Annotated in this window: 25 protein-coding genes and 1 riboswitch; of the genes, 8 read left to right on the plus strand and 17 right to left on the minus strand. The window is 65.5% G+C overall.

Annotated elements, in window-relative coordinates; genetic code table 11:
• Positions 1 to 92 precede the first annotated feature (92 nt).
• Positions 93 to 458: a curli-like amyloid fiber formation chaperone CsgH gene (gene csgH, locus B6V76_RS07795; RefSeq protein ID WP_088727107.1), complete on the plus strand. Its 366-nt coding sequence runs from the start codon at positions 93 to 95 to the stop codon at positions 456 to 458.
• Positions 459 to 489: 31 nt separating this feature from the next.
• On the opposite strand, the gene B6V76_RS07800 is transcribed toward csgH, so the two are convergent.
• From B6V76_RS07800 to B6V76_RS07825, 6 genes are all read right to left on the minus strand, one after another.
• A complete protein-coding gene (locus tag B6V76_RS07800) occupies positions 490 to 672 on the minus strand; it encodes a hypothetical protein (protein WP_075776376.1) in 183 nt (60 codons plus the stop codon).
• A gap of 74 nt (positions 673 to 746) precedes the next feature.
• The gene (locus B6V76_RS07805; protein ID WP_088727108.1) at positions 747 to 2,393 is read right to left on the minus strand and encodes a GMC family oxidoreductase; all 1,647 of its coding nucleotides are present in this window, start codon (positions 2,391 to 2,393) and stop codon (positions 747 to 749) included.
• Complete coding sequence (locus B6V76_RS07810; RefSeq protein ID WP_088727109.1) at positions 2,390 to 3,013, minus strand: gluconate 2-dehydrogenase subunit 3 family protein; 624 nt, start codon at positions 3,011 to 3,013, stop codon at positions 2,390 to 2,392. Before B6V76_RS07810 ends, B6V76_RS07805 begins: the two co-directional genes overlap by 4 nt.
• Complete coding sequence (locus B6V76_RS07815) at positions 3,010 to 3,996, minus strand: hypothetical protein (protein WP_075776379.1); 987 nt, start codon at positions 3,994 to 3,996, stop codon at positions 3,010 to 3,012. Before B6V76_RS07815 ends, B6V76_RS07810 begins: the two co-directional genes overlap by 4 nt.
• Positions 3,997 to 4,063: 67 nt before the next feature.
• Positions 4,064 to 5,164, minus strand: a complete 1,101-nt coding sequence (locus tag B6V76_RS07820) for an enolase C-terminal domain-like protein (RefSeq protein WP_088727110.1) — start codon at positions 5,162 to 5,164, stop codon at positions 4,064 to 4,066.
• Between the two features lies 1 nt (position 5,165).
• Positions 5,166 to 6,935, minus strand: coding sequence for a thiamine pyrophosphate-requiring protein (locus B6V76_RS07825; protein ID WP_088722036.1), 1,770 nt, complete (start codon positions 6,933 to 6,935; stop codon positions 5,166 to 5,168).
• 172 nt (positions 6,936 to 7,107) lie between these two features.
• Here B6V76_RS07825 and B6V76_RS07830 point away from each other — a divergent pair, with 172 nt between their 5' ends.
• The gene (locus B6V76_RS07830) at positions 7,108 to 7,962 is read left to right on the plus strand and encodes an SDR family oxidoreductase (RefSeq protein ID WP_088727111.1); all 855 of its coding nucleotides are present in this window, start codon (positions 7,108 to 7,110) and stop codon (positions 7,960 to 7,962) included.
• 86 nt (positions 7,963 to 8,048) lie between these two features.
• Here the strand turns inward: B6V76_RS07830 and B6V76_RS07835 are convergent, their stop codons facing one another.
• Positions 8,049 to 8,396, minus strand: coding sequence for a BON domain-containing protein (locus tag B6V76_RS07835; RefSeq protein WP_166504565.1), 348 nt, complete (start codon positions 8,394 to 8,396; stop codon positions 8,049 to 8,051).
• A 219-nt stretch (positions 8,397 to 8,615) separates the two neighbouring features.
• On the opposite strand from B6V76_RS07835, the gene B6V76_RS07840 reads away from it, so the two are divergent.
• From B6V76_RS07840 to B6V76_RS07855, 4 genes are all read left to right on the plus strand, one after another.
• Positions 8,616 to 8,813 (plus strand): hypothetical protein, encoded by a 198-nt coding sequence (locus B6V76_RS07840; protein WP_075776384.1) that lies wholly within the window; start codon positions 8,616 to 8,618, stop codon positions 8,811 to 8,813.
• A 66-nt stretch (positions 8,814 to 8,879) separates the two neighbouring features.
• Positions 8,880 to 9,149 (plus strand): hypothetical protein, encoded by a 270-nt coding sequence (locus B6V76_RS07845; RefSeq protein ID WP_075776385.1) that lies wholly within the window; start codon positions 8,880 to 8,882, stop codon positions 9,147 to 9,149.
• A gap of 131 nt (positions 9,150 to 9,280) precedes the next feature.
• Positions 9,281 to 10,540 (plus strand): cytochrome P450, encoded by a 1,260-nt coding sequence (locus B6V76_RS07850; protein ID WP_088727113.1) that lies wholly within the window; start codon positions 9,281 to 9,283, stop codon positions 10,538 to 10,540.
• A 345-nt stretch (positions 10,541 to 10,885) separates the two neighbouring features.
• Positions 10,886 to 11,098 (plus strand): hypothetical protein, encoded by a 213-nt coding sequence (locus B6V76_RS07855; RefSeq protein WP_342637089.1) that lies wholly within the window; start codon positions 10,886 to 10,888, stop codon positions 11,096 to 11,098.
• Between the two features lie 111 nt (positions 11,099 to 11,209).
• On the opposite strand, the gene tenA is transcribed toward B6V76_RS07855, so the two are convergent.
• From tenA to thiM, 4 genes are read right to left on the minus strand one after another with little or no spacing between them, the layout of a single operon-like run.
• Positions 11,210 to 11,881, minus strand: coding sequence for a thiaminase II (gene tenA / locus B6V76_RS07860; RefSeq protein ID WP_088727115.1), 672 nt, complete (start codon positions 11,879 to 11,881; stop codon positions 11,210 to 11,212).
• Complete coding sequence (thiD, locus tag B6V76_RS07865; RefSeq protein WP_088727116.1) at positions 11,878 to 12,681, minus strand: bifunctional hydroxymethylpyrimidine kinase/phosphomethylpyrimidine kinase; 804 nt, start codon at positions 12,679 to 12,681, stop codon at positions 11,878 to 11,880. The genes tenA and thiD overlap by 4 nt, the downstream gene beginning before the upstream one ends.
• On the minus strand, positions 12,678 to 13,292 hold the full coding sequence (gene thiE / locus B6V76_RS07870; RefSeq protein ID WP_240497824.1) for a thiamine phosphate synthase: 615 nt from the start codon (positions 13,290 to 13,292) through the stop codon (positions 12,678 to 12,680). Before thiE ends, thiD begins: the two co-directional genes overlap by 4 nt.
• Positions 13,289 to 14,077, minus strand: coding sequence for a hydroxyethylthiazole kinase (thiM, locus tag B6V76_RS07875; protein WP_088719210.1), 789 nt, complete (start codon positions 14,075 to 14,077; stop codon positions 13,289 to 13,291). The genes thiE and thiM overlap by 4 nt, the downstream gene beginning before the upstream one ends.
• Before the next feature lie 61 nt (positions 14,078 to 14,138).
• Positions 14,139 to 14,233: riboswitch (TPP riboswitch) on the minus strand.
• 310 nt (positions 14,234 to 14,543) lie between these two features.
• On the opposite strand from thiM, the gene B6V76_RS07880 reads away from it, so the two are divergent.
• On the plus strand, positions 14,544 to 14,999 hold the full coding sequence (locus tag B6V76_RS07880) for a cytochrome c (protein ID WP_088727117.1): 456 nt from the start codon (positions 14,544 to 14,546) through the stop codon (positions 14,997 to 14,999).
• Positions 15,000 to 15,042: 43 nt separating this feature from the next.
• On the plus strand, positions 15,043 to 16,749 hold the full coding sequence (locus tag B6V76_RS07885; protein ID WP_088727118.1) for a PQQ-binding-like beta-propeller repeat protein: 1,707 nt from the start codon (positions 15,043 to 15,045) through the stop codon (positions 16,747 to 16,749).
• 142 nt (positions 16,750 to 16,891) lie between these two features.
• Here B6V76_RS07885 and B6V76_RS07890 read toward each other — a convergent pair whose 3' ends face one another.
• From B6V76_RS07890 to B6V76_RS07915, 6 genes are read right to left on the minus strand one after another with little or no spacing between them, the layout of a single operon-like run.
• Positions 16,892 to 17,746 (minus strand): SMP-30/gluconolactonase/LRE family protein, encoded by an 855-nt coding sequence (locus tag B6V76_RS07890; protein ID WP_088727119.1) that lies wholly within the window; start codon positions 17,744 to 17,746, stop codon positions 16,892 to 16,894.
• Positions 17,743 to 18,351, minus strand: a complete 609-nt coding sequence (locus tag B6V76_RS07895; RefSeq protein WP_088724577.1) for a 2-dehydro-3-deoxy-6-phosphogalactonate aldolase — start codon at positions 18,349 to 18,351, stop codon at positions 17,743 to 17,745. Before B6V76_RS07895 ends, B6V76_RS07890 begins: the two co-directional genes overlap by 4 nt.
• Positions 18,348 to 19,238: a 2-dehydro-3-deoxygalactonokinase gene (locus B6V76_RS07900; RefSeq protein ID WP_088727120.1), complete on the minus strand. Its 891-nt coding sequence runs from the start codon at positions 19,236 to 19,238 to the stop codon at positions 18,348 to 18,350. The genes B6V76_RS07895 and B6V76_RS07900 overlap by 4 nt, the downstream gene beginning before the upstream one ends.
• Positions 19,235 to 21,307 (minus strand): alpha-galactosidase, encoded by a 2,073-nt coding sequence (locus tag B6V76_RS07905; protein WP_088727121.1) that lies wholly within the window; start codon positions 21,305 to 21,307, stop codon positions 19,235 to 19,237. The genes B6V76_RS07900 and B6V76_RS07905 overlap by 4 nt, the downstream gene beginning before the upstream one ends.
• On the minus strand, positions 21,304 to 22,149 hold the full coding sequence (locus B6V76_RS07910; protein ID WP_075776397.1) for a carbohydrate ABC transporter permease: 846 nt from the start codon (positions 22,147 to 22,149) through the stop codon (positions 21,304 to 21,306). Before B6V76_RS07910 ends, B6V76_RS07905 begins: the two co-directional genes overlap by 4 nt.
• A gap of 1 nt (position 22,150) precedes the next feature.
• Entirely contained in the window at positions 22,151 to 23,068 is a 918-nt protein-coding gene (locus B6V76_RS07915; protein ID WP_075776448.1) for a sugar ABC transporter permease, read from the minus strand.
• Positions 23,069 to 23,073: the final 5 nt, after the last annotated feature.

A 23,073-nucleotide genomic window follows, 5' to 3' on the forward strand; every position in this document is an offset into this window, starting at 1 on the left:
GGGCCCAGCTGCTGTTCTTGGCCGGCACTACGTTCGTTTTTACTCTGGAGACCTCAACCGGCCGGCGCGCCCCGTGATCACAGGAGCTCATCATGAAACTGAAGGCCTATCTCCTCGCCTTTCTACTTGTCGCACCGTTTCAGGCTCTGGCCGACGGGGCCGGGCGCGCATGGATTTCACTCTCGAAAGAAAAGGGACTTGTCACGATTGAGACCTTCTCCCGGCTGGAGACCGGCCATTCGGGTAAATATATCCTCGAGGTGATGAAAAGCGGCCCGAACGGGCGATCCGTCAACCGGCAAGCCGGCTCTGTTCCTGTATCCGATGGCGACGCGACCGGCCCGCTTTCCACAGCGAAGATCTCGTTGGAAGCGAATGCGGACCTCACCGTTCACCTGCGCGTCACCGATGACGAAGGGCGGGTGTTCGAAGATACGGCGGTGAAATCCGGCGAGTGACCCTGCAGCGGATCAGCCGCCGAACACGCACCTATTCGGAGCGTTCTCCGGGAGGTTTCTTGAGCCGGACGTAAGCCGCATAGCCTTCTCGCAAGGGGGTGTACTCCGTGACGTTCTCCACGAGGTCGCCCTCGAAGCGGTCATCGACCTCCGGCAACCGGTCGACGTTCTTGTCGGCCCTCAGACCGTCCGCATATTCGACCTTGATCTTCATGGCGTCCTCTCAAATCGGGTAATTTCTATGAACTCGCAGCGCCCCGCCCGCGTGCGGGGCGCCACCCTTCGTCTTCAATGGAAGCGCGCATCGATGATCCGGTCGGCGATCCGCGCGGCATTGGCGAGGATCGTCATCGCCGGGTTCACGCCGCCGCCGGTGGGCATCAGCGAGCCGTCACAGATCCACAGATTGTCGACATCCCAGCTGCGGCCCATGTCGTTGGTGACCGAGGTCTCGGGATCGTCGCCCATCGGGCAACCGCCCATCAGATGCGCTGTGCTCTGGGTTTCGAACAGGTTGTGACCGCCCGCGGCGCGCATCATCCGGGCCATGAACCCCCGTGCATGTTCCTGCAGCCGCTTGTCATTGTCGCAGAAGGAATGGGTCACCTTGGCCCGGGGAAGGCCAAGCGCATCGGTCTCGTCGGCCAGCGTCACGCGGTTGTCCGGTGACGGCATCGACTCTCCCACCATCTTCAGCCCCGCCATCCGGTTGTAGCGGCCCATCTTGCTCAGCAGATCGTCACCGAACAGCCCCGACGAGGAGACGAGCGTGCCCGCAAAATCGCCGGGCAGCGGGCCTTGGCTCATGAAAGAATAGCCACCGTCGAAATCCTTGCTCGGGTCGTCATCGGCATAGTTCCAGTGCTCGCAGGTCGCCATCGAGGGCGGGCCCTTGTACCAGCGGATCTCCTCGTCGAACTCGCCCCAGACGGCGTCGTTCGCATGCACCATGAGGTTGCGCCCGACCATGCCGTTGGAATTGCCCAAGCCCTGCGGATGCTGTGCGTTGGCCGAGTTCAGCAACAGCCGCGGCGTCTCGATGGAGTAGCCGGCCACCACCACATTCGCGGCCTTCTGGAAATGCCATTCCCCGTCGCGATGGTAGGAGACGCCACTGGCGCGCCCGTCCGGGCCCGTTTCGATGCGGCCAACCATGGCGAGGTCGCGCACCTCCGCCCCCGCCTTGATCGCGCGGGGGACATAGGTAATCAGCATACTCTGCTTGGCATTCACCGAACAGCCGATCTTGCACATGCCGCGATAGGCGCAGGGCGGAGACTTCCCGCGTGGCGCGGAGACGGTGCAGAGCGGCGTCGGCGCCCAATCGACGCCAAGCGCCTCGGCCCCGCGCGCCAGAACCAGACCGGCCTCGTTCACCTCATGCTCGCGATAGGGGTAGCGCCCGCGATCGGGCCCCCACGGGTAGCGGATCGGCCCCGAAATCTTCAGCGCGTCCTCCACCTCGTCGTAGTAGCGCCACATCTCGCGCCAATCGACGGGCCAGTCGCGGCCGTAACCAAGTTTCGAGCGGGACTTGAACCATTCCGGACGGAAGCGGAGCGACACCATCTGGAAATGCACCGAGGAGCCACCCACCGCGCGGCCGGAGTTGTTCGCCCCGAGTTCGATCGGATCGTCGCCGTCGGAGATACGCGGATCGAGCCAATAGAGCTTGTCCTGCTCGCGCTCATCGGATGCGAAGTCGCGCTTTGGCTGGAAGAAGGGACCGGCATCGAACAGCACCACCGACATTCCGGCTTCGGCGAGCTTGGCTGCGAGAACCGAACCGCCGCAGCCCGCACCGACGATCACGAAATCGACCGGCGCGTTCTTAGGGTATTCGCGCATCGGCACCTGCCCTTCGCGCTTGAATACGTCCGGGGCGTGGCCATTCACCGCGCGGGGGCGATCGCTGCGAGACGCGTCTTGGGTCATGCCTGGTCCTCCCATTTTCCGAAGGGCGCCTCCCACGGGTCGATCTGGCCGGCCTTGAGGCGCACATAGCCGCGTGGCGCGGCGGGGCCGCCATAGCCGATCTCGCTCATCCCGGCGGGGGCGCTGTAATAGATTTCCACGATCTGCTTGAGCAGAAGCGCGCGGAAGAATTTCTGCGGTGGCATGTCCTGCCATGTCTCGGGCGCGCGACATTCGCCGCGATCGATGGCGCGCAGCAGGCGCTCCTGCTCGGGCCGGTCGAGCTCGCGAAATCCGCGCCCGTCGAACGTCGCGCGTGCCTCGGCATCAATCGCCTTCAGGCCGCGGGGCCATGCCTCGCGCTCGGGCGGCATCGTGGCGAACCGGGTGCCGGTGCCGCGATCCTCGTGCAGCGCCGCGTCGATGAAGGGCGCGATGGGCACGGGCTCGGGGCGGCGCTGCGGGATCACGACCGCGCAGAGCGCCTCCAGAAGCGCGAACTGGTCCGGGTCGAGGAAGCGGCGCGGCGGCGGATCACGTCGCGCGCGCAGAACCTCGCGGGTCTGATCGTCGAAGGACGGGCTGTCCCATTTATCGAGCACGTCATAGCCCGGATACGGGGTACGAAACGGTTCGCTCATATCGCTGCCCTTTCCTTTGTCTGGTGCGGCTGATCCTGTTCCACCGCGAGCAGATCGAGTGCGGCACGCCCGGTCTTGCCGAGCCCCGCGAAGCTGATTGGCGCGGGCATCGGCGGGCCCGCCAGCGTCGTCTGTCGCCAGTTGCGCCAGCCCGCCGAGTTGCGTGCGACGCCGTAGGCATGAAAGCCTGTGCCGACATAGCCAAGCCCCTCGACCGCGCGCAGCAGCAGGGTAAGCGGGCGCCGGAAGCGCCTATGCGGATAGATCGCCTGCGCCATCAGCCCGGCGGCGGCGAGCGGCGGCAGCGTGACCGGCAGATACATCGCCTTGTCATGGAACGCGCCGCGGAAATGCAGCAGCGCAACTTCGCCCGACTCCGCCACCAGCGCGAGCGCGGTGAGGCAGGCCAGTTCGCGCCCGTGCAGATGCTCGTAGCCGCGAGTCTGGGCCATCCGGTGGGTGACCATGCCGAACAGACCGCTCATGATCAGCGCCCCCGGTGCACCGAGCGGCGCGGCGTAGAACAGGTTGTTCCACGAAATCCCGCCGGGCCGGCGACTGATGTTGCGCAGGTGGAACCCCATCCCGGCCATCCCGATCCCGACGGAGGTGAGATGGGTCGCCTCGAGCGCCCGGCCGCGCTTGCTGCGCCGCGGCTCCGCCAGGGCGGCTGCCATCGCGGTCGCTCCAGTCAGCGGGGCGACATACATCTCGTCGCGGCGGAAATCGCCGCGCAGATGTTCCAGCGCGCTGTCGAAAAGGACGCTTGCGCCCATGATCGCGGCCCCGTCCCGACCGAGCCGCAGCGCCTCGCGCTTGTTGCGCGACCGCTTCACCGGGTTGCCGGAACGAGGGCGGCGCGCGGCCAACCCGGCGGCGACGAAACCGAGGCCCACGCCTGCGACGATGGCGCCCAGCCCGATGCCGCCGACGGGCCGACGGGTGCGGCGTCGGAATGCTTCGTATATCCTGTCATGGGTCATTGCGAATTCCCTTTGCTACTGCCGAAACCTTTCGTCCCGGCGTCAGACGATGCGCCGGGAACTGCGCTCAGGCCTGTCGGAACCGCTCGGCTTCACGCGGACGCAGCCGCAGCCCCAGCCCCGGTTCGCCATTGTCGCGAAGCTGGCCCTTCTCCGGCTCGGGCGCGCCGTCGAACAGCATCCCCTCGATCCGGACATGGTCGTGAAACCATTCGAGATGGATCGCGGGCAGCGCGGCGAGGCAGGCGTGCAGATGCAGCGCGGGAGCGCAATGGGCAGAGAGCGGCACCTGATGCGCGGCGCTCAGCGCGGCCACGCCCATGAAGCCGGTGATACCCGCGCAGCGCGTGGCATCCGCCTGCAGCACATCCACCGCGCCCGCTTCGAGCATGTGGCGGAAATAGCCGATATTGAAACCGTACTCCCCCGCCGTGACATTCATCCCCGCCGGGGCCCGGTCGCGGCACAGGCGCAGCCCTTCGAGATCGTCCGAGGAGACCGGCTCCTCGTGCCATTCGACGCCGAATTCGCGGGCACGCTCGGCCAACGCCAGCGCCTCCTTGCGGCTCTGGGCACCATTCGCATCCATGAACAGCCGACAGTCTGAACCGATGGCGTTGCGCGCCTGTTTCAGCCGGTGCGGATCGCGATCGGGGTCGCGCCCGACCTTGATCTTAACCATAGAGAAGCCTTCGGCGGCCCACCCCCCGAGTTGGTCGCGCAGCTGCCGGTCGTCATAGGAGGTGAAACCGCCCGAGCCATAAGCCGGAATCGCGTCGCGCGCGCGGCCGAGAAGGGCGGCGACGGGCTGGCCCAGCAGCTTCCCTTTTAGGTCCCAAAGCGCCGTGTCCACCGCCGCTATCGCCATCGCGACGGGACCATCGCGCCCGATGTTGCGCGTGGCATGCACCATCGCCAGCCAGAGCTTCGCGATGTCGAGCGCATTGCGCCCTTCCACTTGTGGAAAGAGAGTATCGCGCACGATCCCCGCCGTCGCGGGGGTCGTGTAACTGTAGCCAAGGCCGGTCTCGCCCCCGGCGGAGATGGAGACGAGAACCATCGAGGTCTCGCTCCATTCCAGCGTCCCGTCGGATTCCGGCGCATCGGTCGGGATCGTCAGGACGGAGACGTCGACCGCCTCGATCAGCGGATCGGAGCCGAGGGTCATCTCAGCGGTCCGTGACGCGCTTGAACGCCTGCTTCACGATGCCACCGGCCTCGGAGTCTCCATGGACGAGCGCGCTCATGAAGGATTTCGCCTGCTCCATCGTGATATGGGGCGGCAGCGTCGGCACGTCGGGATCGACGGTGGCGTGGATCACGGTCGGGCGATCCGCGGCGAAGGCGGCTTCCCACGCCGGACCGATCTCCTCGGTGCGGTCGATCCGCAGCCCCTTGAGGCCCAACAGCTCCGCATAGGCGGCCATGTCGATATCGGGCACGTCCTGCGTCTTGTCGACACGCGGGCTGTCGGCCATCGCGCGCAGCTCCCAGGTCACTTGGTTGAGGTCCTGGTTGGCCAGCACACAGATCACCAGCCGCGGGTCTGCCCAGTCGCGCCAGTATTTCGAGACGGTGATCAGGTCGGTGATGCCCAGCATCTGCATCGCGCCATCACCCACGAAGGCCACAGCCGCGCGGTCCGGATAGCAGAACTTCGCCGCCACAGCGTAGGGCACGCCCGGGCACATCGTCGCCAGCGTCCCCGAAAGCGAGGCCTTCATGCCGCGGCGGATCTTGATCGCACGCGCCAGCCAGTTGGCCGAGCTGCCGGAGTCCGCCGACAGGATCGCGTTGTCGGGCAGCCGCGACGACGCCTCCCAGAACAGCCGTTCGGGATTGACGGGATCGGCGCTCTCCTTGGCGCGCTTTTCGACACCTTCCCACCATTCGGCGGTCTTCTTCTCGATCTTCTCCCGCCACGACCGGTCGGTCTTGGGCTTGAGGCGCGGCAACAGGGCCTCCACCGTGTCGGCTGCATCGCCGACGAGGTTCACGTCCATCGGGTAGCGCATGGACACCATCGTCGGGTCGAGGTCGATCTGCACCGCCTTGGCCTGCCCTTCCTCGGGCAAGAATTCCGAGTAGGGGAAGCGCGAGCCGATCATCAGAAGCGTGTCGCATTCGCGCATCATCCAGTCGGAGGCCTGCGTGCCCAGAAGCCCGATCGAGCCGGTCACGAAGGGCAGATCGTCCGGCAGCGCGGCCTTGCCCAGAAGCGCCTTGGCGACGCCTGCGCCAAGGGTTTCGGCAAGCTGGGTGATCTGCGTCTCTGCGCCGATCGCACCCGCGCCGACGAGGATGCCAACCTTCTCGCCCGCGTTCAGGATATCCGCCGCGGCGGCGAGGTCCTTGTCTGCCGGCAGCAGGCGCGGCGCCTGATAGCCGACGCCGCTGTGGACGGTGCCATGGGCGTGGGGCGGCGCTTCGACCGCCTGAGCCTCCTGCACGTCATTGGGGGCGATCACGCAGGTCACGCTGCGCCGCGCCTGCGCGATCCGGAGCGCCCTGTCGATCAGGTGGCGCGCCTGTCCCGGTGCCATCATCGTGTGGACATATTCGCTCGCCACATCCTTGAAGAGCGATTGCAGGTCGACCTCCTGCTGGTAATTGCCGCCAAGCGCGTTGCGCCCCTGCTGGCCGACGATCGCAAGCACCGGCTGGTGGTCCAGCTTGGCGTCGTAGAGACCGTTGAGCAGGTGGATCGCGCCGGGGCCGGAGGTCGCGAGACAACAGCCCACCTCGCCGGTCCATTTCGCATGCGCCGCCGCCATGAACGCGGCGCTTTCCTCGTGGCGTGCCTGAACGAATTCGATCTCGTCATCGCGTCCAAGCGCTGCGACGAGCCCGCTGATCCCGTCTCCCGGGAAGCCATAGATACGGGTAATGCCCCACTGCTTGAGGCGAGAAAGAATGAAATCGGCAACGGTGTCGGACATGTCTGCCTCCACTGTCAGATGTGATGAATGGATTAGGGAAACGGATGCGTCTTGCCGATGTTCCCACAAGAGCCTGTGAGGAGAGGGCCGCGGCGCCCCATGAAGAAACACAGGAACATAGCAGCGCGCATCCGGTTGGTGCGTTCAGACCCACCCAGAAAGGAGCCCGGCAATGAATTACCCCAAACCTCCCTTCCCCAAGCAACCGCAATCCGTTCCCGGTTCGACGGAGAGGATGGACCCGCGCCCCGATCATGGCGAGCAGAGCTATGTCGGGTCGGGCAGGCTCGACGGGATGGCCGCCCTTGTGACGGGCGCAGACAGCGGCATCGGTCGCGCCGTGGCCCTGGCCTATGCGCGCGAAGGGGCCGACGTGATGATTTCCTATCTCGAAGAGCATGACGAGGCCGAGGAAACGCGCCGGTTTGTCGAAGAGGCAGGCCGCCGCGCGTATGTGATGCCCGGCGACGTTCAGGACGCCGATCACTGTCGCGCATTGGTGCGCGATACGCATGAAGCCTTCGGGCGTCTCGACATTCTCGTCAACAACGCGGCGCACCAGATGCATTTCGACGAGATCGAGGACATCTCCGATGAAGAATGGGAAACGACCTTCCGCACCAACATTCATTCGATGTTCTACCTGTGCAAGGCGGCGCTCCCGGTGATGGAGAAGAACGGCGCGATCATCAACACGGCCTCGATCAACTCGGACAAACCCAACCCCGGTCTGCTGGCTTACGCGGCGACCAAGGGTGCGATCCAGAACTTCACCACCGGGCTGGCACAGATGGTGGCAGAGCGCGGGATCCGCGTGAATTGCGTCGCACCGGGGCCGGTCTGGACACCGCTGATCCCCTCGACGCTGCCTGAGGACTCGGTCGCGCATTTCGGCGAGGACAAGCCGATGGGCCGCCCCGCGCAACCGGCGGAGCTAGCCTCCGCCTACGTGATGCTTGCCGATCCGCGCTCGAGCTACACGTCAGGCGCGACGGTGGCCGTTACCGGCGGCATGCCGATGATCTGATTTAAAGACGCGGGCCGCCAGCAGAAGCTGCGGCCCGCGCGAATTTTCGTTCGCTCGACTTTTCGGCGGTCAGGCGTCCGAGCACATCACGCGGGCCCCACGTCGAGCTGATTGCGGACCAGCAGAACACCACGCACTTCCTGTGCAAGCGCTTCTGCGAGCGTGCGCTGGAATTCCAGCCCGATCGTGCCTTCGAGCGTCACCACCCCTTCTTCCGCGGCGATCAGGACATGGCTCATGTCGATCCGTCCGTCGCCTTCGAGCGCGCTCCGCACGGCGGACGCCAGTTCGTCGTCGGGGAGGATCTCCGCGGGTTGCTCCGGCAAGTCGGGCATGATCGGTTGCTCGACGCCGTGATACCCGTCCGGTCGGCTCGGCGCCGCAAGGTCAGAGCGTACCACATGGACGTCTTTGTCATCGCCATTCTCGGTCATGATCTCCTCCATGGCTATGGAACGGATCAACGAGTGAGCATCCCGCTTGTTCCTGCGCGCACGCCAGCCGCGCACGGTTTGTTCCGCCAGATTCACGATGGTTCGCGCCATGGAACAAAGGCTGGCGGGTTTCGTTTTTCGGGTAAGCATGACGACCCTCGCGCGGAGCACTGCACGGGTCCCACGCGGGGGTCTCACTTTGACCAAAGGAGGCCTACCATGTTGACCAGACTGCTCTTTGCAGCCTCAGCCCTCGGTGCCTTGGGGTATCTCATCAACCAACGGCGCGGCACCTCGGCACAGGGCGTCCGTCCCGCAGGTCCCTCGCAGATGCGAAACCCACCTCGGAACTGGGACCGGGTCGACGAGGAAATGGATGAAAGTTTCCCGGCAAGCGATCCGCCCGCGAATTATTGACTTCAATTCACCTAAAATCGGGGTCCCGGCGCCAACCCGCCGGAACCCCGCGAAGAGAGCGACCAGATGCCAAATACCTATCTCGAAGAAACATTGGTCACGCTGGAGGCTCGTTTGATCGCGCAACGCCGCGTTCTGGCACGGCTGGTGTCGGAACTGCCCGCAGAGTCGCGCGAGACCGTCATGGCGTGGATCGGCGAACGCGAAGTGATGCATGACGGTCAGGAAGATCCCGGCGCGGACCCGGACGCGACCGACGCGCTTCCGCTAAGCATTGCCGAGGAGTTCCAGCAGATCGCGACGCTCGCGCGGCGCCACCGCCGCGGCAATGGGTGATCCGTCCGGCCGAAGCGCAGACGACGACGGCAGACGCCCGTGATGCCACCTGCCGCGGGCTTGGCGCAGCCCGCATCGGCGTCGCGCCCCTAGCACCAGCAACCAATCAGGCCCATAGCGAGGCAAGGCAAATGCAGAATTCCCAATCCATTCCCCATCTCTCGGGGATCGACAGCACCCGGGCCTTCCTCAGCGAGGGCTATTCGTTCATTTCCCGCCGTTGCGATCAACTTGGGAGCGATGCGTTCCGAACCCGGCTGATGCTGCGCCCCGTGACCTTCCTGCGTGGACGCGACGCGGTGCGCAGCTTCTATGAGCCGGGACGGATGACGCGTCGCGGCGCGATGCCGCCCACCGTGGTGCCGCTTCTTCAAGGCAAGGGCAGCGTGCAAAGCCTCGACGACGAAGCCCATCACATCCGCAAGCAGATGTTTCTGGACCTCATGGACCGCGACCGACTGCGCGCGGCCCGCCGGATTTTCGCAGAGGAATGGCAGGCTGCGGCCCGCAGTTGGCAAGGCTGCGAGATCGACTTCTCTGATGCCGTCGACGGCATCATGACGCGAGCGGCGCTGCGCTGGTGCGGCATCGACCCGGCACAGCACGACGTTGCCAGCCGCGCGCGCGAACTCAGCACGATGTTCGCCGCGGCCGGCACGCTCGGGCCTGCCTATCTACAGGCACGCTGGCTCCGGGCGCGGTGCGAGCGTTGGGCGCGCAGCCTGATTTCGCAGACCCGCGAAGCGGACGGACCTGCCGGAAGCACCTTGGCCAAGCTCGCCTTCCACACCGATCTGGACGGCAGCCGGATGAGCGAAGACGTGGCCGTGAAGGAACTCCTGAACATACTGCGTCCGATCGTGGCGGTCGGGCGCTATGTCGTGTTCGCCGCCCACGCTCTGCACTCCCACCGCGCAGCCATCCCTGCCGTTGCGGAAGACGACGAGCCGACCTGCCGCGCGATCGCCGAGGAGGTGCGCAGGCTCTACCCGTTCTTTCCGGCGATCGGCGGGCGCGTGCGCGAGGCGTTCGACTGGCACGGCGCCCGGTTCGAACCCGGCGATTGGCTGGTCCTCGATCTCTACGGCACCAACCACGACCCTGACATTTGGGAGGACGCGGAACGCTTCCGCGCCGAACGCCATCTGGGCCGTGACATCCAACCCGAGGGGCTCGTGCCGCAGGGCGGCGGCGACTATCTGCAAAATCACCGCTGCCCGGGCGAATGGCTCACGATGGAGCTGCTGACCGAAGCCGTCATGCAGCTGCGCAAGCTCGATTGGACGGTCCCCGAGCAGGATCTGACACTTTCCGACAACCAGTTCCCCCCGCTGCCGGGAGGCGGCCTGCGCATTGCAGTCCAGCCGGAGCATCCGGGCGCGCGCTGCTGAAAACTCCGGGGCGACAGGCCGAACGCATACCAGATGCCATGTCGAGCATGGGCAGATCGCAGCCGGTCGAACGCCCCGGGTAAGAGACTTCGTGCCGGCGCCCAACCCGCGCCAACGCTTGACGTCGCCCCACGATAGACCAGATTATTTTCGAAATGACGTTCGCATCGGGTGGCCAAGTTGTTGGATCCACATCCGGATTAGGCCAACATGCTGCTAGATTGACCCAAGGCGCCGCAGACAATCCGCCTTTGCCAAACAGCCTGAACGAGGTCCGCTATCAACGCCCAGTTACTTGCTGCCCTGATCCTTCTGCCGTTCCTCTTCATCGCCATTTACGCGGGCGTGCACGAGTTCCTGCGTTACAAATCGAAGGGACGTGCGAATTACGGCCTGATCTTCGATGAGGAGACCGGAACCTCCTACGTGACCGGCATCTCCGAGGAGGAGGAGGCCTTCGACCCCGAAGATTTCGATCCCAATGACTACAACGAGACCGCGGCCGTCGAGGAAACCGACGGGGAAACCAGCGAGGAAAGCGACGAGCACAAATCCTGAGCCTCGCAAATCCGGCCCCGCCATCGACGCCCGACAGGCGATCGAGGCGCGCGAAACCGGCGAGCGGCAAGGACCGGAAGCCGACGAAGGCGCCCCCTTTCGGTTCGCGCCTCAAGCGGCAGGCTGCTGCCAGCTTTCGCCGCGATAGGCGCTGTCCCAGAACCGCCATTCATGCCAGCAACTCCGCGCGAAGGCGCGGTGCATCCGGGCTCGCGCGGGCGCGTCTGCAATCGCGCCCAGCCTGTCCGTCAGCTCCAGCATCCGCGTCACGCTCTGATCGAACGCCTCTCCGGAATAGGTCGCGATCCAGGCCGCATAGGGATTTTCAGCGCCGTTGACCTGCGCGATCTCCCGACCGATATCGCGATAGATCCAGAAACATGGCAGCAAGGCCGCCACCGCTTCGGGAAGATCGCCAATCGCAGCGCTGCGCAGCAGAAAAGAGACGTAATGATCGCAGGCCGCCGAAGGCTCGATCCGCGCGAAATCTTCCGCCGAGACGCCGAACAGCCCCATGTAATGCGCGTGCAATTCCCGCTCGACGGCGATCGCTCCAGCCGCCGATCCCGCAAGCTGGGCCACGGTCGGCGCATCTGGGGCTTTGGCGGCGGCCAGCGCGAGCGCGCGGGCGAAGCCTTCGAGGTAATGTGCGTCCTGAATGATGTAGCCCTGGAAGGTTTCCCGATCGAGGCTTCCCTCTGCCAGTTCGCGATTGAAAGGCATGTCATGGATCTGACGGCGCAGCGGCGCGGTCGCCTGCGCTAGGTCTTGGGCGAAGCTCATTTCTTCTTCTCCTGGAATGCGTGGAAATGGTGCACCGGCCCGTGCCCCGACCCGACAGTCAGCCGATCAGCTGCCGCAATCGCCGCGCTCAGATACGCCTTCGCCCGCTGGGTGGCCTCCGCGAGCGGCACCCCTGCCCCGAGCCATGTCGCCAGCGCCGAGGACAGGGTACAGCCCGTCCCGTGCGTGTTGCGCGTCGCGATGCGCGGTGCGTCAAGCCAGAGCTCTTCCTGCGCCGTGACCAGCAGATCCGGGCTTTGGTCGCCTTGCAGATGACCGCCCTTCAGCAGCACCGCACGCGGCCCGAGCTCGCGAAGCGCATGGGCCTGATCGCGCATCTCGTCGAAGCGCGTCGCCTCGGCGCAGCCCAGCAGATCGGCGGCCTCGGGCAGGTTCGGCGTGATCAGATCGGCCCGGGGCAGCAGGCTGTGCAGCGCGGTCACCGCCGCCTCTGCCAGCAGCCGATCGCCGCCTTTCGCGACCATCACCGGATCGAGCACTACCGGACAGTCGAGCCCGGTCAGCCTCTCGGCCACAGTCTCGATGATCGCGGCATCGCCCAGCATTCCGATCTTGATCGCGTCGATACGAACGTCTTCGCGCAGCGATGCCAACTGAGTTGCGATCAGCGCCGTGTCGCACAGGCTCACCGCCTGCACGCAGCGCGTGTTCTGGGCGGTCAGCGCGGTAATCACGCTCATCGCGTAGCCACCATTGGCGGAGATGGCCTTGATATCGGCCTGAATGCCCGCCCCGCCCGATGGGTCGGAACCCGCGATGGTGAGAATATTGGGGATCATGTGTCGCTCCATGCGTTGCGCAGGGTTCGGGTGGCGCGCGCCATGTCAGGGGCACGCGAGATGGCGGAAATCACCGCGAGACCGGCACCGCCCGCCGCGCGGATTGCGGGCGCGTCAGTGGCAGTGATCCCGCCGATCGCGAGGCAGGGAAGATCGGTGCGCGAAACGATCCGGGCAAAGCCTGAATGGCCGATCGGGGCGGCATGGTCGGGCTTCGAGCCGGTCGCATGGATCGGACCGACGCCGAGATAATCGATGCCGGGAGGAACGGCGGCGATCTGCGCCTCGGTCTCGATCGAGAGGCCTAGGAGCATGTCGGGCCCGATCCGGCGGCGGATCGCGGCGGGGTCGCCATCGCTCTGGCCGATATGCAGCCCGGCGGCCCCAATCTCGATGGCCACCGCGACCCTATCGTTCACGATCAGCGGCACGTCATAGGGGGCAAGCGCTTCGACCAGCGTCCGGGCCAGCGCGGCGAATTCCGCATCGGGGAGCACCTTGTCGCGCAGCTGCACCCAGCCTGCACCGCCCCGTGCCGCGGCCACGGCTTGCGCGAGCACCGGCTGCGGGGCGGCCGGGTCGGTGACGAAACAGATGGACGGGATCATCATGCGGATTCGATCCGAGCTCCGGCGCTCAGCGCCTCGGCGTCGATCGCATAGAGCGCATCGAGGAACGCGACCTGAAAACTTCCCGGGCCTGAGGCACTCGCCCCGGCGCTCTCCCCGGCGAGCCCGAAATAAGCCAGCGCCGCGACGACCGCCTCGAAGCGAGGCTGTCCCGCGAGAAACGCAGCCACCAGACCGGTCAGCGAACAGCCCAAAGCGGTCACGCGCGGCATCATCGCATGGCCATTGGCGACCCGCGCAGCGCGCTCCCCATCCGTCACAAAATCGACCGCGCCAGTCACCGCAACCACGGCCCCGCTCATCCGGGCCAAGGCCCGTGCGGCGCCTTCCGCGGTCTCGACACTCTCAGTGGAATCCGCCCCTTTCCCCGCGCCAGCCTCGCCCGCAAGCGCAAGGATCTCCGACGCGTTGCCGCGGATTGCCGTCGGGCGCAGTTCCACGAGCCGCGCACCGAGCGCTCGCCGATAATCCGTCGCGCCGACCGCGACAGGGTCTAGCACCCACGGGGTTCCCTGCGCGCTCGCGACCTTGGCCGCCGCCGCCATCGCCTCCGCCCAGGGCGGCGACACCGTGCCGATATTGATGCTGAGCGCCTGCGCGAGTCCGGCGAACTCGGCCGCCTCCTCGCGCGCATGCACCATCGCGGGCGAGGCGCCGGAGGCGAGCAGAACATTCGCCATCACGTTCATCGCGACGTAATTGGTGATGTTGTGAACGAGCGGCGCGGTCTGCCGCATCGCCGCGAGATATTGTCCGGGATCTTCCATCGCTCTCTCCTTGGCTGCGGGCATCAGGAGAAGAGCGAGGGGGCAAAGGCGGGAACGCGCCTGACCGTCTCACGCGCCTCCCTCCGCCGGCATTATCCGGTTCAGGTTCTAAGGGTTCGTCTCAGCCCGGTTGCCCGAGCGCCCCTGTCGCTTCGCTCCGAGAGGTGACAGCCTTCGCGCCGCCCGTCAAGCCGGGTCAGACGAGGCGCCCACAGCTTCGCCGCGATCAGCATCCAGCGCATATCCGTGAACGGCGGAACGGTTCTGGTCGCCGTCATATGGCAGGCCGGAAAGAGCGAAGATACCGGCGTCGTTTTCGGATCCGCTTTCCCATCCGAAACATGCTCGGTGCAGCCCCGTCTGCCTGATGCCCGCAAAGCAGAATGGAACAAAGGCACCTTGCATCCGTTGGGGAACCATATCCCACACCGCTCCGTCCCAGCATTATTGAGCGAGGTTTTTTAGCATGAGACGTCTAGACACGCATTCCGGAACGGCCCTGACCGGCCTCGTTACCGCCCTTGTCCTCTGCGCGAGCGCAGCCTACCCGGGCTCTGCGGACCAGCAGACCCTCTTCACATCCAAGCAGGCATCGTCAGGCCACGACGTGTACAAGAAGCACTGTGCCGATTGTCATGGCAGCGATCTGATGGGGGATGCAGGCCCCGCACTGGCGGGCAAGAAATTCGCCGACAGCCTCGATTACAGCGGCATGACCGGCAAGCAACTATACGACTTCATCGCGAAGCACATGCCCAAGGATGACCCGGGCGAGCTGACCGACAAGCAGTATCTCCAGACATTCGCCTATCTGCTTTGCAAGAACGGTTTCAAACCCGGGGACAGCGCGATCGACCAGAAAGCGATCGATGCGATGGACCTGCAGCCGTTGCCGGACTCGTCGCAGTCATCCTGCGACTGACCCGACCGCCGCGGCTGATCATTTCAAGAGAGGAGGACCGAACATGGCACATTTGCCACCATTCACCGCGACCTCGCGAGGCGCCGTCCGACCTCTGATCCTGTCCGTATGCGTGGCGGCCCTGCCGGCACTTGCGCACGCGAAGCAGAGTGACGAGATCCAGGGCACGAGCGACACGAACCGCGCCCAGATGAAGGAGCTTCCCGCTTCGGCGAATGTCGCTGTCGACGACAACGCGATGCGATCCGCCAAGGGCAACAAGTCCGATTGGTTGCTGCATGGCCGGAGCTACAGCAATCAGCGCTATTCGCCACTCGACCAGATCACGACGGACAATATCGACAAACTGCACCCGGTTGCCTTGGTGCAGACCGGAAAGGTCGCCAGCTTCGAGACCACGCCGATCGTCGTCGATGGCGTGATGTATATCTCGACACCGATGGTCGATAACGAGATGACGGTCATGGCCCTCGATGCCGCAACCGGCGAGACGTATTGGAGCACGACCTATGACGTCTCGCAGGTCAAGACCTGCTGCGGCCCGGTGAACCGGGGCGTGGCCGTGGGTTACGGTAAGGTCTACATTGCGACGCTCGACGCCAATCTTCTCGCGCTCGACGCCAAGACAGGCAAAAAGGTGTGGAAGACCAATCTCGCAGACCCGCAAGCGGGGTTCTCGGAAACGATGGCGCCGCAAATCTATGACGGCAAGGTGATCGTCGGCAGTTCCGGCGGCGAATGGCCGATCCGCGGCTTCGTCGCCGCGATCGATGCGAAGTCGGGCGAGGAGGTGTGGCGCTGGCACGCGACGGATCCCGACACGTTCGAGGGCGACTCGTGGAAGTCCGGTGGCGGCATGGTCTGGACGACCCCCGCAATCGATCCGGAGCGAAACATGGTGATCTTCAGCACCGGCAATCCGAACCCCGACCTCGACGGCTCTAGCCGCAAAGGCGACAACCTCTATACCGACTCGATCGTCGCGCTCGATGCCGATACCGGCAAGCGCAAATGGTACTATCAGGAGGTCAAGCACGACGTCTGGGATTACGACGCCGTCAGCAATGTCGTGCTCTTCGACGCCAAGGACTCCAACGGCAAGGTCGTTCCCGCTGCGGGCGAGGCCGGCAAGGTCGGCTGGCTCTATGTGGTGAACCGCGAAACCGGCGATCTGATCCGCAAGTCGGACCCGCTCGTGAAGATGTCGGACAACATGTTCACGCCGCCGACCAAGGACGGAGTTAAGATTCTCCCGGGCGCCAATGGCGGCGCGGAATGGTCGCCGCCGGCCTACTCGCCGGAGACCAACCTGTTCTACGTCATGGAAATGAACCAGTTGATGAACTTCACGACCGATGGCGAAACGACGACGCTGCCGGGTACGCTTCGGCTGGGCAGTACGTTCAAGAACGTCAAGGGCGACGAGGCGATGCAGACCGGCGTGCTCGACGCGGTGAACGTCAACACCGGCAAGGTCGAGTGGAGCTACGACGCGCCGCAGCCGATGATCGGCGGCGTTCTCGCCACGGCCGGGAACTTGGTCTTCACCGGCGAGGGCAACGGCATGTTCGACGCCTTCAATGCGAAATCGGGCGAGAAGCTCTGGAGCTTCAATCTTGGTGCCGGCGTCAACGCACCGCCGATCACCTATCAGGTCGACGGCGAGCAATATGTCGCGGTCGCAGCCGGCGGCAACTTCCAGCTCGGCTTCCCGCGCGGCGATGTCGTGGCGATCTTCAAGCTCGACTGATCCGCCACGAAAACACGTTCAACCTCAAATTCAGGGCCGCGACGCATCCGTCGCGGCCCTTTATGCAGAGAAAGTTTCCGGCGCCTGAACGGCTATCTCGTCTCCCGCGGCCGACGAGATTCGCGCGGCAGGAGCGTCGCGATCACCCGGGCAGGCGCACCGCGGGCTCGGGCCGCCCAGCGACTCCGGCGGGGGCGCAATAGACCCGGCCCTGCGCGGCATCGGGTTCCTCGATCCCTTCCTTCGCCGTGGTGACAAAAAGCGTCTTGAACTCCGGCCCGCCGAAAGCCGGACAGGAACTGTGCCGTCCGCCGACTTCGATCGCCCGGTCGAACCGCCCGTCGGGCAGGTAGCGCGCGACCCGCCCCGAACCCCATTGCGCACTCCAGAGCGCGCCCTCGGCATCCGTCAGCCCGCCGTCGGGGTTCAGGCCGTCCGCGCTCAGATCGACGAAAATCTCCGGCGCGCCCTCTGGCCAGCCTTGCGCATCCAGCGCGACCGTCATGATCTTGCCTTTCGGCGTGTCGGAGAAATAGGCGCGCCTTCCATCGGGGGCGAAACAGATCGAATTGGGGATCGAGATTTCGGGGAAAAGCCGCTCCGCCGTGCCCTCGAAATAGCGATAGATCGCACCTGCGCCGGTCTCCGCGTTTCTGCCCATCGTGGAGGCCCAGAATCCCCCCATCGGATCCGCGCGGCCATCGTTGCAGCGGGTGTCGTCGCGGTCGGCCTCGATCGCGACGAGCGGCTCATGCGCACCCGAGGCAATGTCGAAACGGCGCAGCCCGGTTTCGGTGGAGATCACCAGCGTGTCGGCATCGACCCAACCCGCTGCAGAGGCCATCTGCCCAATGTTCCATTCGCGGGCCCCGCTCGCGTCGCGGCTGAGCAGCCGCCCTGCGAGGATGTCGAACCAGAACAGCTGGCCGCGTTCGGGATGCCAGAGCGCGCCCTCGCCGAGAAAGCAGTTGCGGTCGTCGTAAATCTCGTAGCTCATGCCGTGCAGACCTCGTCATAGCGGGCGACCAGCGCGCGGGCCTTTCCGGCTACGGTATCCACGCTGTCGCCGGGTTTGTAGAGCGACGAGCCGATGCCGTAGCCCGCAGCGCCGGCCTTATGCCACTCGCCCATGTTTTCGGCGGAGACGCCGCCCACCGCGAAGAGCGGCACTTCGGGCGGCAGCACCGCGCGCATTGCGCGCAAGCCCACGGGGCCGATCAGCTCGCCCGGGAACAGCTTGAGCCCGTCCGCTCCTGCGGCGAGCGCCGCGAAGGCCTCGGTCGGGGTCATCACGCCGGGAAAGCTCTGCAGACCGGCGGCTTTGGAAGCGGCAATCACGTCGGTGTTGCAATTGGGCGAGACGATCAGCTTCGCGCCGGTCGCGGCAACAGCTCCGACCTGATCCGTGGTCAGCACCGTCCCCGCCCCGATCAGCGCGTCCGAGCCGAAGCGCTCCACCATCGCGGCGATGCTGTCGAGCGGGTCGGGGGAGTTCAACGGCACCTCGATCCGGGTGACGCCCTCGGCGATCAACGCCTCGCAGACGGGGATGGCTTCGGCGGGAGTGATCCCGCGCAGGATGGCGATGATGGGTCGGCTCATGTTTCGGCTCCGATGGTCTGGTGCGCGGCATAGAGCCCCGCGAGGGTCACGTCTTCGGCGTCTTGGCTGGTCGCATCAATGCCGCGACCTGCCAGCGCCCGGGTATAGAGCGGGCTGAGAACGGGGCTTCCGATCAATGCGACGGGCTGACCCTGCCAGAGATCGCGCGCGGCGGCCAGTTCCCAGCCGATCAACAGCCCCGAGAGGCGGCAGGCGGCGGTTTCGGGCGATTGCGCGCCCAGAAGCGCCCCGGCCCGCAGCGCGAACAGCGCCCCATAGGCGCCCGCAGGATCGGCCTGCGCCTCGGATACCGCCGCGTCGAACGCTGCCATGTCCTGACAGCCCTTACCGATCGTGTGGCGCAGTACGGAGCGATGGGCGAGCAGGTCGTAGATCTCACCGGTCATACAGCTGCGGAACCGCTCGATCCGACCCGCGCGAAGGGCCACCCATTTCGTATGGGTGCCCGGCAGGCAGATAGTGCCCTCGAAGCCGGGATTGCGCAGCAGGAAGCCAGCGATCTGGGTCTCCTCGCCGCGCATCACGTCGGGCGGGCTGTCTTGCCGCAGGCCGCAGGCGATATAGACCGGGCGCGCCGCGTGATCGGGCACCCGCACGAGACGCGGCTGGGCGGCGCAGGGCACCGGCGCATAGGGCGCCTCGGCCCAGCCCTGACGCGAGCCGACCATGCCACAGGTCACGACCGGAGCCGCGCCCCAGCCTGCAACGGCCTCTTCCAGCACCGGTCCGAACTCGGCGGGGGCGAGCTTGCCCATCCCCTGCTCGGAACTCCGTCGGTCGAGCACTTCGCGCCCGCGCATCGCCCAGACACGCAGATGCGTCGTGCCCCAATCGGCGGCGATCCAGTCGGGAGCCGCGTCACTCATAGTCTTTCTCCTTCAATCACGTGGATGCGCTCGGGGAAGGTCCAGGGCAGTGTGAGCCCCTGCCCCATCAGCGCTTGCCCACTGAGCGTAACCGGTCCGGTCTTAAGCGCGGGGATCCCACGCGACAACCGGGGCAGGTCTTCTGCCGTAATCAGCCGCAACCGATAGCGCGCTGCGGGGTCCAGACCCGTCAGTCGCAAGGGGCGCGGCAGGATCTGCGAGGAGGTCGCCGCCTGACCTGCGAAGGCCACGAAACGGCTACCATCCTCGGCCAGCTGCAACTCGGCGATCACGGCCGGGTCGGCGCTGTCGAGCCGCAGGATATCTGCCCGCATCCGCCAGTCGCGGTTGTCCTTCCACCAGCGCGTGACGGAGGTCAGCACCTCGGCCTCCTCCGCGGTCAGCTCGCGCGGGTCCATCTCGAATCCCATATGACGTTGCGCGGCGACCCAGGCGCGGGTGCGAATATCGATCACCCGGCCCGAGGTGTGGCAATGGCGCGGGCCGACGTGAGAGCCGGTGACGCAAGCAGGCTGGAACAGCGCGGCATCATGCTGGATCCGCAGCCGCTCCAGCGCATCGTTGCTATCCGAGAGCCACACGCGGCCGGTGCGTTCGAGAATGCCGAAATCGATCCGCCCGCCGCCCGAGGCGCAGCTTTCGAACTCCACATCTGGATGGGCCGCGCGCAGCCGGTCGAGCAGATTGTAGAGGCCCCGCGCCTGCGCTGCGTCGGGATACGGCAGCACGCGGTTATGGTCCCATTTGACGTAAGCGATTTCATAGGCCGAGAGCACCGCGTCGATCGCGGCAAAGAGGTGGTCGCGCACCGCCGGGTTCGCCATGTCGAGTACGCGCTGCTGACGACCCTCGATCTGATCGTCCGGGCCCAGCAGCCAGTCGGGATGGGCCCGCGCCAGATCGCTGTCGCGATTGACCATCTCGGGCTCGAACCAGAGGCCGAATTCCATCCCGAGGCTTTGGACATGATCGACCAGCGGCGTCAGCCCGTCGGGATATTTGCGCGGATCGACCGCCCAGTCGCCCAGTGAACTGGTGTCGTCGTCGCGCTTGCCGAACCAGCCGTCATCCAGCACGAAGCGTTCCGCACCAAGTGCGGCGGCGCGCTCTGCGATAGATTTCAGCTCGGCCAGATCGTGCTTGAAATAGACCGCTTCCCAGCAGTTGTAATGCACCGGGCGCGCCTTGGCCCAAGGGGCGTGTTTGCGCAGATGGCGCTGGAAGGCCACCGCGCAGCCATTCGAGCCCGCCTCCGAGAAAGCGGCATAAAGCGTCGCGGTCTCGAACCCCGTCGCCGGTTCCGGCTCGGAGCCGCTCGCATGACCGAACTGGATTTGCCTGCGTCCGTCAGGAAGCTCTTCGGCCACCATCCGATGCCCGCCCGACCAGCCGTAATGGAAGCCGCGGGTTTCGCCTTGCGTCTTGGTGGCGCCGCGCGCAGGCAGGATCAACCCGGGGAAATGCTCGTGCCCGGTACGGCCCGTATGGTTGTCGCGCACGCGCTGGCCGGGGCGCCACGGGGTCGGCTCGATCTGGAATTCACCGATCCAGCGCCCCGAGACTTCAAGCATCTCGTCGGCCAGCTGCGGGCCGGGAAACACCGGGGCGGCGAGCCAATGAAGCGTAATCGGCTCATCGCTCTCCAGCTCTGCGCGCGCCGCGATCAGACCGGTGTCGGGGTCGAGCGTGAATTGCGCGCTATAGCGCAGCCCAAGCGCCGCATCGCGATAGGTAAGCCTCAGTTCGCGGCCGGTCTGCGTCTCGCTCTCGAACCGGAAGGCGGGGCGCAACGGCTGCCCCGCCCCGTCGCGCGCGATCAGGCCGGGCTCTCCGGGGAAGCTCTCGCTGGCCTCGGGGCAGATCGAGACCTCTGGTGCGCGGTCGAGCATCCCGCCGGTGACATCCGGCACGCTCGCGACGGCCAAGCCCGCGAGGTCTTCCCCCTCGGGCAGCACCGCGCCCCAATAGACGATCTCGGGAAGCCTCTCGTTGTGACCCGCCAGAACGAGGCTTTGGCGGGTGTCCTGCAAATGCCATGTGCGGATCATTTCACCGCCCCGAGCGTCAGCCCTGCGATGAAGTGTTTCTGCATCAGGAAGAACATCGCCACGGGGGGCAGAGCGGCGAGGATCGAGCCTGCCGACACCAGTTGCCACGCCGCGACCCATTGGCCGTTGAGCGATTGCAGCCCCGCGGTGATCGGCTGGGTATCCGCCCCCGTGGTAAGCACCGTCGCCCAGAAATAGTCGTTCCAGATGAAGGTGAAGATCAGCACCGACAGCGCCGCGATCGCGGGTCGCACCAGTGGCAGCACGATATGCCAGAAGATCTGCCATTCGCCCACGCCCTCTACCCGGGCGGCTTCGATCAGCTCTTTCGGGAGCGCCTTGATGAAGTTGCGCATGAAGAGCGTGCAGAACCCGGTCTGGAAGGCGACATGGAACAGTGCGAGCCCGGTGATCGTGTCATAGAGCCCCATCTTCACTGTCAGGTCGCGCACCGGCACCATCAGGATCTGGAAGGGCACGAAGTTCCCTGCCACGAAGATGAAGAAGATCAGCAGGTTGCCCTTGAACTTGTAGACGGCGAGCGCAAAGCCCGTCAGGCAGGACAGCGCCACCGCCCCGATCACCGTCGGGATCGTCACCTTGAAAGAGTTCAGCATGTAGCTGGCGAAGGGCGAATTCTTGAACACGTCGAGATAGTTCGAGAAGGCCAGATAGGACGGCACCCCGAAGTAGTTGCCCTGCGCGAGATCGCTCGACGGACGGATCGAGGTGACGGCGACGCCCAGAAGCGGCAACAGCCAGAGCACCAGCATCACCGGCAGCAAGACCTGATAGGTCAGTCGCGCGGCGGGGCTCATGGATTGAATGGGTTTGGGAAACATCTCACAGCCCCCTTTCGTCGCGCCACATCTTCCAGATGAAGCCCGAAATGAAGATCATCATGATCGCGAACAGCACCACCGCGATCGCCGCGCCATAGCCCATGCGATAGCCGTATTCCGACAGCGCCTGCTCGTACATGTAGTAAGACAGCACCCGCGAGGATCCGAAGGGTCCGCCATCGGTCATGATCGACACGAGATCGAAGCTGCGCAGCGCCCCGATCACGGTGACGACCACTGCGATGAAAGTGGCCGGGCGCAATTGCGGCAGCACGACATACCAGAGCATCTTGATGCCCTTAGCCCCGTCGAGACGCGCCGCTTCGATCTGGTCGGGCGCGACCGCGTTCAAACCGGTCAGGTAGAGGATCATGCAGTAGGCGATCTGTGGCCACAGACCGGCGGCGATGATCCCGTAGGTCACTGTGTTGGGATTGGCGAGGATCGCGATCCCGGTCCCGTCGAGCCATTTCGTCAGCTCGAAGAACAGTCCGAAGCCCGGTGCGTAGAACCACGAGAAGATCAGGCCGACCACGACCTGAGAGATCACGAAGGGAAAGAAGAACAGCGATTTGTAGATCCGGATGCCGCGCACGGTCTGGTTCAGGAAAAGCGCGATGAACAGCCCGAACGGGATCGCCAGCATATAGAGCACCAGCCAGATCACGTTGTTCTTGAGGCTGGTATAGAAGGCGTCGTCATCGAGCAGTTCGAGATAGTTCGACAGACCGACCCAGGTCTTCGCGCTCAGCCCGTCCCATTGAAAGAAAGAAATCCACATCGATTCCACGATCGGGATCAACACGTAGATCAGGAACATCAGCGCGCCGGGGGCGAGAAACAGCCAGGGCGCGAGCTTGCGGTTCAACCGGCGGCGGCGCGGTGCGGGCGTACCCGTCTCCGCGTGCGGCTCGGACATTGCGG

It is taken from the genome of Thioclava sp. IC9 (assembly GCF_002213225.1).
In the GTDB taxonomy this organism is placed as follows: Bacteria; Pseudomonadota; Alphaproteobacteria; order Rhodobacterales; family Rhodobacteraceae; genus Thioclava; species Thioclava nitratireducens.